The sequence below is a fragment of the Rugosimonospora africana genome, from assembly GCF_016862975.1.
Taxonomy (GTDB): Bacteria; Actinomycetota; Actinomycetes; order Mycobacteriales; family Micromonosporaceae; genus Rugosimonospora; species Rugosimonospora africana.
On the sequence record NZ_BONZ01000046.1, the window covers coordinates 1 to 14,020 of the forward strand.

Genomic DNA, 14,020 nt, shown 5'->3' on the forward strand with positions numbered 1-14,020 from the left:
CGTGCTCCGCGCAGCCGGAGTGCACGCGTCACAACCGCCGGCGTCGGAGCGAAACGAGGGATGCCCGGACGACTTCGTCCGAGCATCCCCGACGCGAGGGGCCATGACCCCGGAAATTCGTTCCAGGAGGACGGCTCTCAGTGGCCCTGCTTCGGCTGCCCGACCGGTGCGAGTCGTTTCGTCAGTGTGGGGATCACGATGGCGGCGGCCAGCAGGTGGATGAGGATGAGGGTCGTAGCCGACGTGGCGTCGAATCCGACGACGAGGTCGGGGACGAACGAGAGCACCACGAGCGTGCCGGTGGTGCGCACGAAGGTGGAGCGGGGTCGCTTGGCCCGGCGGGCGAGCACCGCGGCGAGGGCGACGCCGATCAGGGAGAACAGCAGAGTGAGCTGGGCGAACCCCATGATCGGAATCGTCGATCCGGTGCGGTCGGCGAAGCTGACACCCATGGCCGAGGCGATGGTGGCTGCCGCGGTCGTGGCCGCCGCCGCGCCGACGCTGGCCAGGACACCGTGTAGTACGACGGGGCGACGGTGGCTGCCCGAAGCGGCCGAAACGCCAGTGATTGTGGTTGCTGCCGGTGCGGTCGTTGCCTTGGCTGTGGTGCTGGACATGCTGGCCTCCGTTTGTGGTGGGGACCGCTCATCGTGGTCCGCTACCACTACGTCGAAGGCAGGTGCCGCGAATCGACATCGGGTGCCGGTCTTTTTTCGTACGCTCGGCTGGCCAAGATCGACCGCCGGCCGGCGGCCGTCGCGGCGCCGCGTCTGGCCCGATGCTGACCTCATCGTCCACGGAGACGCCGCACCCGGTCGGCTGGCCTGGGCCGCCGACGACGCCGGCGGCCCAGACCGCGATCAGTGGGCGAGCGTCACTGTGATCGACAACGTCGTGCCCGCGCGCACCGTGGTGGCCGGCAGCTCGACGGACAGGCCGCCCGCCGTGGCCGACCAGTGCGCGTCGACCGGGTGGTGGTCGACGCTCACCCGTATCTGGCGTACCCCGTGCGACCCGACCGCCAGCTGCACCCGATCCAGCCGCAGCGAACCGGTGGACACCTGGACGGTGTCGGTCTGGTTGGCTCCGTTCACGCGCTGGCTCAGCGTGCCGTAGCTGGTGCCGGCGGTGAAGAACGACACGTGGTCGTCCGGCCGCCACTGCGGTGCGAATCCGAGGTCATGGCTCGCGCCGTTGTAGGTGAAGCCCTGCAACGCGGTCAGCACCGACCATCCCGACATGCTCCGGCTGTACCACTGGCCGCATTCCACGTCGCCGAAGGGGTTCCCGGCCCCGTCGCCGGCGGCACACCCGCCCAGGGCCAGATCGTCGCGCAGCCGCCCGTCGTACCGGTCGGCGGCGGCCTGCACCACGCGCAGCCCGTCGGCCACGTCACCGCGCTGGATCATCAGCGCGGCGGAGCTGTACTCCGTGCCGGTCCAGGTCTCGTCGTTGTACAGCAAGGGGTTGGCCGGCTTGCCGCCCCGCGGCCAGGTGGTGTTCTTCATGCCGGCGTCGGTCGGCTCCACGTAGTCACGGCCGTCGGGCGGGCCGCCGACGAAGCTGGTCTGGAAGTTGTTCGCGAACAGGTTGCGGGCGGCGGTGTCCAGGTGCCCGCTGTCGTAGATGTCACCGAGGCCCAGCTGCGTCGACCACCACTGCCCCAGGAGCATGTCGATGTCCGAACCCGGGCCGTAGGCAACGGTACCGGGCAGATTCTGCGGCTTCTCCTCGTAGTAGTCGCCGTTCCACAGCAGCTTTTCCTGGTTGGCACGGCCGGTGTCGTACAGAGTCCGGTAGCGGGTGTCCGCCGCGCCGTCGCCGGCCAGCTGTGCCAGCTGCGCGGTGGCGTTCACCGCCGCGAGGTAGAGGCTGCCGAGCCAGGAGCCGGTGCCACTTTCCGACGAGTCCAGCGTCGTGTACTGCGCGCCGGTGAGGATGCCGTCGCGGTCGGGGTCGTTGGCCGTGACGAGATAGTCCATCGCACCCTCGATCTTGCTCCAGTACCGCTTCAGCCAGGCCGTGTCACCGGTCTGTTCGTACGTGCGGTACGCGGACAGGATGACCCCGGCCTGGCCGTCGAAGGCGGCACCGTAGCTGTCGGTGCCGGTGTCGTACCGGTACGGCAGCAGCCCGTCCGGCTTCTCCGCGTCGAGCCACTGCTGGACCCACAGCTGCCCGACCTGGGGCCACAGTGCGCTCGCCGTCTGCGCGTACTCCCAGACGTGGTTGGGCATGCCCCAGCAGCACCCGTAGCCCTCCCAGCCGCCGAAGAACCCGTTGCGCGCCCAGAACACCGAGGGCGTGTGCAGCACGGCGATGCCCGACGTGAGCCGGTCGAGCACGTACTGCGGCAGGTTCGAGTGGTACACGCTGTCGTGGAACTGCTGGGTCTGCTGCAGCAGGAACGGCAGGTGCGCCACGGTGTAGGCGTCCACCGAGGCCGCGTTGGGCCACCAATTGGTGTACTGCTCACCCTCGCCGCCGAAGTTGCGCACCGGGTTCGCGGGGAAGTTCCAGTTGAGCACCACCGGGATTTTCACCTCGGCACCCGGCTTCAGCCGCAGGCTGGTCGACAGCGCTCCGTCGACCGTGGTGCCGGTGCTCGGGCTCGTCGCGTTCGCCGGTCCGCTGGCGGCGCCGTCGTCGGAGAAGTCAGCGTAGAGCTTGTCCAGGCCCGACCAGGACGCGGTACCCGTCACGTTCGGGCCCAGCATGGTCAGGGCCAGCTTGGGCCCCGTCGGGTCGGGGTCGACGGCGGCGGAGTTGCCGTAGCTGTCCGGGGTCCCGCTCATGAGCAGGCGACCCTGCTGGGCGCCCAGGCTCAGTGCGTTGGCGTTGTTGACGAATCCGGCGTTGGAGTCGTTCGTCGGCCCGCCGATCGTACCGACACCGTCGAAGCCCACCGCGTTCTGTTGGGTGGCCATCAGGGACACCACCATCGGCTGCTTCGTCGGGTTCTTCAGGGTGAAGGTGTAGATGGCGGTCGGGATGGCGGAGTCCTTGAGGTTTCCGGGGAGGGTGGGATTGGTGACGTCCTCGCTGACCTGTACCGGCAGGGCCGAGTCGTCGAACCGGTAGTGCGCCATCGGGTACTCGCCCTGGAACGACAGGTCGCGCATGCCGGGGAACGCCCCTTCGCCGCTGGTCTGCAGCGCGCGCACCACCAGCTGGCCCTTGTCGGTGACCGCGCGGACGGCGAAGAAGCTGTTCGGCACGGTACCGGTGTGACGGTCGCGGAAGGTGTCGTCGTGGTTGAAAATCCAGGACTCGTTGCGCGTGCCGTCTCCGAAGTGGAGGATGCCGCCGGCACCCAGCGGCCCCACCGGGAACTCGATGCCGCTCAACTGGTCGCCGGTGTAGGTTACCGTGCTGCCGCGGGCGAACGGATCCTGGTACGGCCCGGCGTACGCGGTGTTCGGGCCCTCTCCCTGGGAACCGTCGGCGAAGACCGAGACGACGCGGTAGAAGTAGCCGGTCGACGGCGCGGCGCTGCGATCGGTGTACGAGGTCGCCGTGGTGGGCTGCGTGGTGATGCGGGTGTAGCCGCTCGTCTCGTTCAGCGAGCGGTACACGTCGTAGCCCGTGAGCCCGGCCTCCGGCACAGCGCTCCAGCGCAGCGAGACCGCGGCGCCCGATCGGTCGGCCGTGACACCGGTGGGGACCGACGGATAGTTGACTCGGACGTCGTCGATGGTCAGGTGTCCCCAGCCGCCGGTGGATTCGTCGACGAGCTGCAGGAACAGGGACTGGCCGAGGTACGCCGAGAGGTCCAGCGTCCGGTACAGGAACGGTTCGGCGTCAGTGCCCTGGGTCTTGGCGAGCACGCGGCATCCGTTGGTGGCGGTGGCGTCCGGCAGGCACGCCGCCAGGTAGGTCTGTGGCAGGTTGCCGCCATTGACGAGCAGTGTGATATCGGGTCTGGTGAGTGTGAAGCTGGGGGAGTCGAGGACGCCGGTGTAGGAGTCGTTGTAGTTGCCCTGGGGATCCTCCTCGGTGGACAGGAAGTAGGTCCCCTCCTTGTTCCATTTCTGGTCGGGGTTGTTGTGGTAGTACACCCGGTCGGTGATGAGCGGTCCGAAGTGGGATCCGGGCTGCGCGGTCCACCCCTGTTGGGTTCCGTCCTCGAAATTCCAGCTGGTGGGCCCGGTGATGTCCGCGGCGCTCACGGGCGGTGTGGTCACCACGAGCAGGCCCGCGGTGAGTGTCAGTGTGCCCAGGAGCGCCGAGACGAACCGGCGTGGGGATTTCATGGCAGTTCTCTTCCCGTTGCGACAGCAGTGGGTGTCGCCGACCGCTCGCCAGGGGTGCGGAATCCACGCCAGGCAGGACCGCGCACGCCGAACACCGACAGGTGCTCAGGCGTCATGGGCCGGCCGGTTTCCGGGCGGCCGGATGTGCGGTCGTAGGCAGACGGCTGTGGGTGGTGTGTGGTGGGTGTGGCCAGATCTGGCTTCCGGGCTGGAGCTGTGAAATCGATTTCATAGATCTAATTCACGATCCTAGATGCTGTGGCTCCGGTATTCAAGGCGGCATTCCGCACGGCGGTCGTACGGCGTCTGTCGCACCCGCCGGCATGCACCGTCCAATGGGGACGGTTGCCGGGGTTTCGGCCGGCTGTCCATTGTGGAGAAAGGATGCGAGGCGGGGCGGGCGCGGTGCCGCGACAAATGACCCCGAATCACCACTAGCCCCCGCATAGACGGATCGATACATGTGAGGGGTTGACGGGTCACGATCAACCCTCATACGCTCCGAGAAATCGATTACAAAATCGATTACTTGAAGATCAGCTCAACGTGTCTTCGTCCCGTGGGTGACCGCACCTGTCCGACTCGTCCCGCGACCAGAGAGGACAAGCACATGCCACACCGGAAGAAGAGAGCCTGGCCCCGCGGCCTGGTCTGCTCCGGCCTCGCGCTCGCCCTACTGCTTTCGGCACCGCTCGCGGCCGGCACGGCCAGCGCGGCACCGGCAGGCGGTGCCGCATCGACCAACACCGGCTCCGGCAGCGACAAGGGCCCGGTCGGCTGGGACATCTACCGCCATCTCGACCAGCTCGCGCAGATCCCGTCCGGCGTGACCACCAAGCAGTTCTCCAGCTTCGACCGCACCGGCGGCAACGGTGACTTCAACCGCTGCCTGCGTACGATGGCCGGCGGTGGCTGCGTGCTGGCCGAGGCCGACGGTGCCGGCGAGATCGACAACATCTGGTCCACCAAGAACGGCGGCGACGTCACCAGCACGGGCAACATCAGCATCGTGCTCGACGGCCGGACCGTCGTGCACGCCGCGTTCCAGGACGTCGTCGACGGCAAGCTGGGCGCCCCGTTCGTCTACCCGCTGGTGGCCAACGCCGACCAGAGCTCGGGCGGCGTGAACATCAACGTGCCCATGCCCTACCGCGCCTCCATGCTGGTCTACACCGACCAGGATCCGAACTACTACCACGTGACCTACCGGGGCTTCGCCGACGCCGTCGGAGTCTCCACGTTCGATCCGAACGACAAGGCCAACGACGTCATCGCCATGCTGCGGGCGGCCGGTACCAAGGACCCGAAGCCCGCCGCACCCGGCGCCCGGACCGCCTCGGACAGCTTCTCCCTCAAGCCGGGCCAGTCCACCACACTGGCGAACCTGAACGGTCCCGGCACCATCTCCGCCTTGCGGCTGCGCATCCCGCAGCTGGTCGGCGCGCCTCCGCCCGACAACACCAGCGACGACGGCCGGGCATTCGGCTCCGGCGGCGACAGCCAGTTCACCGTGAAGATCGACCCGAACAACACCGGCGTGCGCCTGACCCGCCGGCTCGACGCGGGCATCGGCCACCAGAGCGCGCAGGTGCTCGTCGACGGCGTCGCCGTGGCAACCTGGGCGCCGCTGCCGGTGGCCGGCTCGTGCCGCTGGGTGGACCAGAGCGTCGACCTGCCCGCCTCCGCGACCGCCGGCAAGTCCTCGATCACCATCCGGAACCAGTTCACCTCCTCCGACCTGGACTTCAACGAGTTCGTGTACTGGGCCGACAGCACCGTCGGCGGCCAGCCGGTTCGCACCGACACTGTGGACGTCGGGCCCAGCCACACCGCCGACGAGGCGGCGCACGGGTACTCGATCACCGGCCAGACCTGGGAGGGTTCGAACAACTTCTGCTACACGCCGCCCAGTACGGACGAGTCGGCGATCACCGCGTCGGACGACGTGCTGAGCAACGCCCGGGTGCGGATCACGTTCGACGGGCAGCGCACCGTCGACGCTCCGCTGGGCGAGTTCTTCGGCTCCGGGCTCGGTGAGGACCCGGTCCACGCCCTGATGTACGGCATGGACACCGCGGCCGACGGCTGGTATTCGGCCTGGTGGCCGATGCCTTACCGGGACCGCGCCACGGTCACCCTCTACAACGGCTCGTCGCAGCGCATCACCTCGGGCGACTCCCAGGTCACCTCGGCGCCCTCCGCCTCCTCGGCGTTGGGACTGGCACCGGCCGGCGACGAGGGCTACTTCCACACCACCTCCAACGCGGGGCCGACCACGGCCGGCGCCGACCACATCTTCGTGTCCGCCTCCGGGCACGGAAAGTTCGTCGGCGTCACCGACACCATGCGGGGCCTGCCAGGCCAGGGCCGCGGATACCTGGAGGGCGACGAGCGCGTCTACACCGACGGCAACGCCAGCCCGCAGATCCACGGCACCGGTACGGAGGACTTCTACGAGGGTGGCTGGTACTTCAACCGGGACGTGTTCACCAACCCGTTCAACGGTGAGCCCGGCCACGAGACCGGAAACGACGGCTGCCCGGCCAACGCCGACTGCACCGGCACGTACCGTCAAATGATCGCCGACGCGGTGCCGTTCAGCACGCAGCTGACCTTCGGCATCGAGCACGGCGGCGTCGATGATGTGGCGGCCGACTACTCGTCGACGGCGTTCTGGTACGGCCAGGACACCGACACCCAACGGCTGTCCGACACCGTGGACGTTGGCAACCAGGCCAGCGAGAACGCGCACAGCTACACCTCGACCCAGCTGGGTACGGCGACCACGCTCACAGGCACCTACGAGGGCAACAACGGCACCCCGGCGCCGGTCACCGACGACCTGCGCCCGGCCACCACAGCGGTCAGCTTCCGGCTGTCCGTGGCCGGTGACAACCAGGGCGTGACGCTGCGCCGCCGCTCCGACCAGGCCAACGCGGGCCAGTCGGTGACGGTCAGCGTCGACGGCGGGCCCGCCGGTACGTGGCTGCAGCCGCTGGGCAACTCCACCCACCGGTGGCTCGACGACACCTTCGCGGTCCCGGCGTCGCTGACCAGCGGGAAGGACTCGATCACCGTCACGCTCACCCCGGTGGCCGGCGCACCGGCCTGGACCGCGGCCCGCTACCAGGCGCTGTCCACCGTGCCGGCGTTCGCCGACCACCAGGCCCCGGCCAGGGTGGGCGGCCTGACCGCAAACGGCGGGCAGGACAACTCGGTGCGGCTGTCCTGGACCGAGCCCGCCGACAACGTGGGCATCGACCACTACGAGGTGTACGCCTCCCGCAGCGCCACCTTCACCGACGGGCCGGCCACACTGGTCGGCACGACGACCACCACCGGTTTCACCCACGCCGGCCTGGCGCTGTCGGAGACCTGGCACTACCGGGTGGTCGCGGTGGACGCGGCCGGCAACCGTTCGTCCGCCTCCGCGACGGTCAGCGCCACGACCGGCGACACGGTCCGGGTCGAAGGCGAGTCGATGGTGCCCGCGTTGAGTTCGACGGCGCCGGTCGTCACGCAGGGCACCTGCTGCGGGGTGACCTGGTCCGGTGGCGCCCAGCTGTGGTTCAAGGGCACCAAGGCCGGTGACACCGCGACGCTGCGGTTCACCGTACCGACCACCGGACGCTACGACCTGACCAGCGTGCTGACCAAGGCACCCGACTACGGCATCGTCACCGCCGCGGTCGACGGTACCGGGGTCGGCAACGCCTTCGACGGGTACGCCACCGGAGTCGTGGTCGCTCCGCCGGTCGACGAGGGCCAGCTGAACCTCGCCGCCGGCGCGCACACGCTGACGCTCACCCTCACCGGCAAGAACGCCGCCGCCACCAACTACCTGGTCGGGCTGGACTACCTCGATCTGCACCTGGTCGGTTAGCCGCCCGGCGGCGGTGACCCGCTGGGCGGCGCCGAACCGTCGCCGGCCGGCCCAACCGATCACGACGACGAACTGGAAGGAGGTGTGGCCGTGGGCCGAGAGATCCACGAAACACAGCCGGACAACGCTTCCGGGTCCTCGGCCCCGGCCGCGCCGGGGCCGGGGCGGGTGATCCTGGCCATGAACGCCATCACCAAGACCTTTCCCGGGGTACGGGCGCTGTCCGGAGTCGACATGACGGTACGCGCCGGCGAGGTGGCCGCCATCCTCGGCGAGAACGGCGCCGGCAAGTCGACCCTGATGAACATCCTCGCCGGCGTCTTCTCCGACTACGGCGGCGTCATCGAGCTGGACGGCGTGCCGGTCGCCATCCACTCGCCGAAGGCCGCGCAGCACCTGGGCATCGCAATGATCCATCAGGAGCTGAATCTCGTACCGGACATGTCCATTGTGGACAACATCTTCCTCGGCCGGGAGCCGCGCACCGCCCGCGGCACCATCGACCGCAGGAGGATGGACGAACAGGCGACGCGGCTGCTCGCCGAGGTCGGGCTGACCCTGCACCCGCGCCGGCCGGTGCGCCAGTGCCGGGTCGCCGAGCAGCAGCTCATCGAGGTGGCCAAGGCGCTGTCGGCGAGCCTGCGGGTCCTGGTCATGGACGAACCCACCTCGGCGCTGGCCGATGCCGAGGTGCGCCGGCTGTTCACCGTGATCCGCCGGCTGGCGGCCCAGGGCGTCGGGATCGTCTACATCTCCCACCGGCTGGAGGAACTGGACGAGATCGCCGACTCGGTGACCGTGCTGCGAGACGGCGCGTACATCGGGCGGCGGGAGATGGCCGGCACCACCCGCGGCGAACTGATTTCCATGATGGTGGGCCGGCCCCTGGACGAACTGTTCCCGCGCAGCGATTCGCCCACCGGGCCCGGCGAGGAGGTGATCCGGGTCGAGGGCCTGGATCTGGCCGGGGACAGGCGGGAAGGCCGCGCGGCGCTGCACGGCGTGCGTTTGATCGCCCGGGCCGGTGAGATCGTCGGCCTGGCCGGTCTGATGGGCGCCGGGCGCAGCGAGACGCTGGAGGCGATCTACGGCGTGTTCCCCCGCCGTGCGGTACACGGCAACGTGCGCCTGCGCGGCAGGCGCTACCAGCCCCGGTCGCCGCGCCACGCGATCCGCAACGGCATCGCCCTGGTCGCCGAGGACCGCAAGGCGCAGAGCCTGGTGCTGACCAACTCGGTGCGGTTCAACGCCAGCCTGGCCGCGCTGGGGCGGTTCATGCGCCGGGGGACGGTCAGCGCCGCCCGGGAGCGTGCGGCGGTCGCCGGCATGGTGACCGACCTGCGGATCAAGACACCCGGGCTGAACACGGCCGTGGCCAACCTGTCGGGCGGCAACCAGCAGAAGGTGGTACTGGCCAAGTGCCTGCTGACCGAGCCGTCGCTGATCCTGATGGACGAGCCGACGCGGGGCATTGATGTCGGCGCGAAGGCCGAGATCTACCAGTTGATGACCGAGCTGGCACGCCGGGGCTCGGCGATCGTCATGGTCTCCTCCGAACTGCCCGAACTGCTGGCCATGTGCGACCGCATCGTCGTGCTCTGCGAGGGACGGGTCACCGCGGAATTCCGCCGCGGTGAGGGATCCCAGGAAGCGATCCTCGACGCCGCCATGGACCGCCAGGCCGTGCTCGGCATCGACGCGGCGTCGCCGTCGCGGGCGCCCGCCCGAAGAGAGGTATCTGATGAGTAGCAGGACGACCCCGGCGAGCCCCGGGGTGCTGGCGCCCTCCGAGCCGCCCGGTCGGCGGTCGCTGCGCGCCCGGCTGCGCGGCGTGCTGCCGGTACTCGGCTCGCTTCAGGGCTACATCGGGCTGGTACTGGTCATCGCGGCCGGCATGCTGACCAAGGGACAGGTGTTCTGGAACCAGCAGAACCTCACCAACGCGGTGGGCGCCTTCGCCTCCCGGGGCATCCTCGCGGTCGGCGAGACACTGGTCATCCTCACCGCCGGCATCGACCTGTCGGTCGGCTCGCTGCTGGGCATCGCCTCGATGGTCTCCGCGCTGCTGCTGGTCCACCAGAACCTGAACATCTACGAGATCGTCCCGCTGTGCATGGTGGTCGGCGCGTTTTTCGGCCTGGCCAATGGCGCGGCCACCGCCCTGCTGCGGATCCAGTCGTTCGTGGTGACGCTGGCCATGCTCAACGTGGTGCGCGGCATCGACCGGATGCTGTCGGACAACGTCAGCGTCGGTACCCAGCTCATCAACGCGCAGGGGCAGCTGACCCCGCGATCGGCCCAGTTCCAGGTGTTGGGAACCCCCGGTCACAACGTCTTCACCGGCCTGCCGCTGCCGTTCGTCGGCCGCGCCGGCATCTACTATCCGGTGCTCGCGCTCGTCGTGGTCGTCGTGGTCTTCCAACTGCTGCTGTCCAAGTCGAAGTTCGGCCGGCACATCTACGCCGTCGGCGGCAACGAGACCGCCGCGCGGCTGTCCGGTGTCAACACCACCTACGTCAAGATTGCCGTGTTCATGCTTGCCGGCCTGCTCGCCGGATTCGCCGGGCCGATCGACGCGGCCTACAGCGCCTCGGCCGACCCGCTGGCCGGCAGCTCGTACGAGCTGGACGCGATCGCCGCCGTGGTGATCGGCGGGGCGAGCCTGGCCGGCGGCCGGGGCAGCATCGTGGGCACCCTGGTCGGCTCGCTCATCCTCACCCTGTTGGACAACGTTCTCGGGCTCAACGCCATCAGCGACAACGCTCAGCTGATCATCAAGGGGCTGATCGTCATCCTCGCCGTGGTGATCCAACGGCCCGACTTCTTCCGCGCCCTGGGGCCGGCCGTGCGAAGACTCGGGCGGCTGACCCGCACCCGCACCGGTGACCCGCCCGGCGAGGTCGCCAGCGGTTCGCCGCAACCGCAATCCGCCACACCCCCGTTGGAGGAATCCCGATGAAATCCCGACGCTGGCGGCTGGCCCTGACGGCCGCCATGCTGGCCCCGCTCGCCGCCGCCGCCACCGCGTGCGCCTCGACCGCGCCGACCAGCGGCGCTACCGGTGCGGCCAGCAAATCCCAGTTCGTCATCGGCTACTCGCAGTCCAACAACGCCGAGCCGTACCGGGCCCAGCTCAACATCCAGCTGCAGTACTTCGTCAAGAAGTACCCGAACCTCAAGCTCCTGCCGATCACCGACGCGCAGCAGAGCAGCGCGAAGCAGGTCAGCCAGGTGCAGAACTTCATCGCCCAACACGTGGACGTGCTGATCATCTCGCCCAACGAGCCGGCGCCGCTGGCCGCGGCGGTGCAGCAGGCGTGCAACGCGAAGATTCCGGTGATCATTCTGGACCGGTCGGTGAACAACGACTGCTACACCTCGTTCATCGGCGGGGACAACGTGGCAGCCGGCAAGCAGGCCGGAGACCTGGCCGTCAAGCTGTTGCCCAACGGCGGCAACGTCGTCGAGCTACAAGGGATCCTGTCCGACCAACCGCAGATCGACCGGGACAAGGGCTTCCGGGAGGGGATCGCCGCGAACCCGAACATCCACATCGTGGCCCAGCGCGAGGCTAAGTGGCTCAAGGAGTCAGCGACTCCGATCATGCAGCAGTGGCTCGCCCAGTACCCGAAGATCGACCTGGTGTATTCCGAGAACGACCCGATGGCGCTGGGCGCCTACCTCGCCGCGGCCGGCGCCAAGCGGGCCGGACAGATCAAGTTCATCGGCACCGACGGTCTGGCCATACCCGACGGCGGCATCCGCGCCGTGCAGCAGGGCCAGATGGCCGGGACATTCATCTACCCGACCTGCGCGGAGCAGGCCGCTCAGACGGCGGAGGCGATCGTCTCCGGCAAGCCCGTGCAGAAGACGCAGACGTTGCAGGTCACGCCGGTGACCCCGGACAACGCGGCCAGCCTGTACGCACAGTACGACGACAGCAAGTTCCAGAGCTGACCCGGCGCCGGTCCGGGGCCGCGCGGCTCCGGACCGGCGCGGTGCTGGCCATCGCGGTGCGCGAGCACACCGTCGCGGCGACCGCGCCGATCGGGCACCGACCTCCGGCGCGCACTGACCCCTTCAGGAGGACCGTCATGTCCGTCCCCGTTGCCCGTACTCGCCCCGCGTCCGGCGTGCCGATGCGGCTGGCCGCCGGTCTGGTGGCCGTGGCGATCGCCGTACTCGGCGCACCGGCCGGCGCCGGCGCGCATCCGGCCGCCCCCGCCGGCGGGTTCACGGTCACTGACTTCAGCACCACCTCGCACGTCGTGGCCGCCGGTACCTTCACCAACATCTATGACCCGAGCGTCGGCGAGACCTCGCCGTGGTACATCAACGATCACACGATCATCCGTGGCCCGGACGGCACCTGGCACCTTTTCGGCATCACCCACCAGGAGCCGGCCGACCCGGAAAACGAGGTGGACTTCGCGCACGCCACCGCGCCGTCCCTGCACGGCCCGTGGACCAAGCAGCCCTTCGCGCTGGCGGTCGATCCGACCCGCGGGGAGAGCCACCTGTGGGCGCCACACGTGATCGAGAGCGGCGGGCTGTACTACATGTTCTACGCCGGCGGCGGACCCGACCACAGCCAGTCCGAGATCAGCCTGGCCATCTCGCCCGACCTGTGGCACTGGACCCGGTACAACGGCGACCCGCTGTTCCGCGACGGTTTCGACGCCCGCGACCCGTACATCGCCCGCATCGGCAAGCAGTGGGTCATGTACTACGACGCGACCAGCCAGCCGGCAGGCGGCAACCACGTGGTCGCCTACCGCACCAGCACCGACCTGCTGCACTGGGGTCCGAGCAGATTCGCCTTCACCGACCCGAGCACCGGCACCAGTGGCGGCCCGACGGAGTCCCCGTTCGTGGTCCACTACCAGAACTACTACTACCTGTTCATCGGCCCGCGCGGGGGGTACGTCGGCACCGACGTGTTCCGCAGCCGCGACCCGCTGCACTTCGATCCCAGCGAGCTGGTCGGGCACATCGCCTCGCACGCGCTGGAGGTCGTTGCGGACACCGACGGCTCGTGGTGGGTCACCTCGGCCGGCTGGGAGCAGGGCGGCGTCTGGCTCGCCCCGCTGGACTGGTCCCGCACGGTGGTCACCGCCGGGTACCGCATCTCGACCCCGAGCTACCGGGCGACGGTGCAGACCTCGCCCCGCGCCGCGCTGGCCTCGATGCAGGTGCCGGTTGGTGGGTCCTGGCGGGAGCTGCTCGATGCGCAGTTCCGTGGAACGCTGCCGTACTCGGGGATCGGCGGATTCGGCGCCACCGACCCGCCCGGCGCGGCCGCGACGGTGAGCACCTCCGCGGACCGGCGCACCATCACGCTGTCCGGCATCCCGGTCGGCACCCAGCCGGTGACCGTCGACTGGCGACTGGATGCCTCGACCGGCTGGCTGGACCAGTCCTTCACCTGGCACGTCACCGGTGCGGTGCACGCACCGGCGTGGGAGGTCGGCTGGTCGTTGGACACCACCCTGCCGCGGGTCGGTGACGACACCGCGGCGTCCCGCTCCGGCGACGTGGCCGGCTTCCCTCGCTGGACACTGGCCGGCGACGCGTCGGTCAGCCTCGTCGCCGCGTACCGGCAGGGTTCGGCGTGGGCGACCGCGAACCGGTGGTACGACCCGGGCGACGGCGCGATCTCCTGGCAACCGCTGTGGGCCAACGGCGGCACGGCGTGGCCGGTCGGCGACTATCCGGGCGGTACCTGGCGGCTGGGAGTCAGCCCGCATCCGGCCGATACCGCGTTCGCCGAAGCGCTCTACGCTGGCCTGAACGCGATCGGCTAGCGGCGCTTCCTTACTCTGGTCCCGATCGAGAGATGACGGCGGTACGGCGTGGGCGATCGAGCGCCTGACGGTGGGACATT

Annotated in this window: 7 protein-coding genes; 5 read left to right on the forward strand and 2 right to left on the reverse strand. The window is 69.5% G+C overall.

The features are described from left to right. Positions 1-137: 137 nt before the first annotated feature. Entirely contained in the window at positions 138-617 is a 480-nt protein-coding gene (locus Raf01_RS24485) for a DUF6069 family protein (RefSeq protein WP_239133869.1), read from the reverse strand. 243 nt (positions 618-860) lie between these two features. Then, positions 861-4,253, reverse strand: a complete 3,393-nt coding sequence (locus tag Raf01_RS24490) for a GH116 family glycosyl hydrolase (protein ID WP_203920341.1) — start codon at positions 4,251-4,253, stop codon at positions 861-863. Positions 4,254-4,863: 610 nt separating this feature from the next. Between Raf01_RS24490 and Raf01_RS24495 the strand changes: the two genes are divergently transcribed. From Raf01_RS24495 to Raf01_RS24515, 5 genes are all read left to right on the forward strand, one after another. Next, complete coding sequence (locus Raf01_RS24495) at positions 4,864-8,136, forward strand: DUF2961 domain-containing protein (RefSeq protein ID WP_203920342.1); 3,273 nt, start codon at positions 4,864-4,866, stop codon at positions 8,134-8,136. Positions 8,137-8,226: 90 nt separating this feature from the next. Next, positions 8,227-9,885: a sugar ABC transporter ATP-binding protein gene (locus tag Raf01_RS24500; protein ID WP_203920343.1), complete on the forward strand. Its 1,659-nt coding sequence runs from the start codon at positions 8,227-8,229 to the stop codon at positions 9,883-9,885. Beyond that, positions 9,878-11,095, forward strand: coding sequence for an ABC transporter permease (locus Raf01_RS24505; RefSeq protein WP_203920344.1), 1,218 nt, complete (start codon positions 9,878-9,880; stop codon positions 11,093-11,095). Before Raf01_RS24500 ends, Raf01_RS24505 begins: the two co-directional genes overlap by 8 nt. After that, the gene (locus tag Raf01_RS24510) at positions 11,092-12,093 is read left to right on the forward strand and encodes a substrate-binding domain-containing protein (RefSeq protein WP_203920345.1); all 1,002 of its coding nucleotides are present in this window, start codon (positions 11,092-11,094) and stop codon (positions 12,091-12,093) included. Before Raf01_RS24505 ends, Raf01_RS24510 begins: the two co-directional genes overlap by 4 nt. Positions 12,094-12,230: 137 nt before the next feature. Further along, positions 12,231-13,940, forward strand: coding sequence for a glycoside hydrolase family protein (locus tag Raf01_RS24515; protein WP_203920346.1), 1,710 nt, complete (start codon positions 12,231-12,233; stop codon positions 13,938-13,940). Positions 13,941-14,020: the final 80 nt, after the last annotated feature.

Bases quoted from the DNA above. Each gene is read 5' to 3' on its own strand.
- Raf01_RS24510 (WP_203920345.1), top strand. From the start codon at position 11,092: ATGAAATCCCGACGCTGGCGGCTGGCCCTGACGGCCGCCATGCTGGCC.
- Raf01_RS24495 (WP_203920342.1), top strand. From the start codon at position 4,864: ATGCCACACCGGAAGAAGAGAGCCTGGCCCCGCGGCCTGGTCTGCTCC.
- Raf01_RS24490 (WP_203920341.1), bottom strand. From the start codon at position 4,253: ATGAAATCCCCACGCCGGTTCGTCTCGGCGCTCCTGGGCACACTGACA.
- Raf01_RS24485 (WP_239133869.1), bottom strand. From the start codon at position 617: ATGTCCAGCACCACAGCCAAGGCAACGACCGCACCGGCAGCAACCACA.
- Raf01_RS24505 (WP_203920344.1), top strand. From the start codon at position 9,878: ATGAGTAGCAGGACGACCCCGGCGAGCCCCGGGGTGCTGGCGCCCTCC.
- Raf01_RS24515 (WP_203920346.1), top strand. From the start codon at position 12,231: ATGTCCGTCCCCGTTGCCCGTACTCGCCCCGCGTCCGGCGTGCCGATG.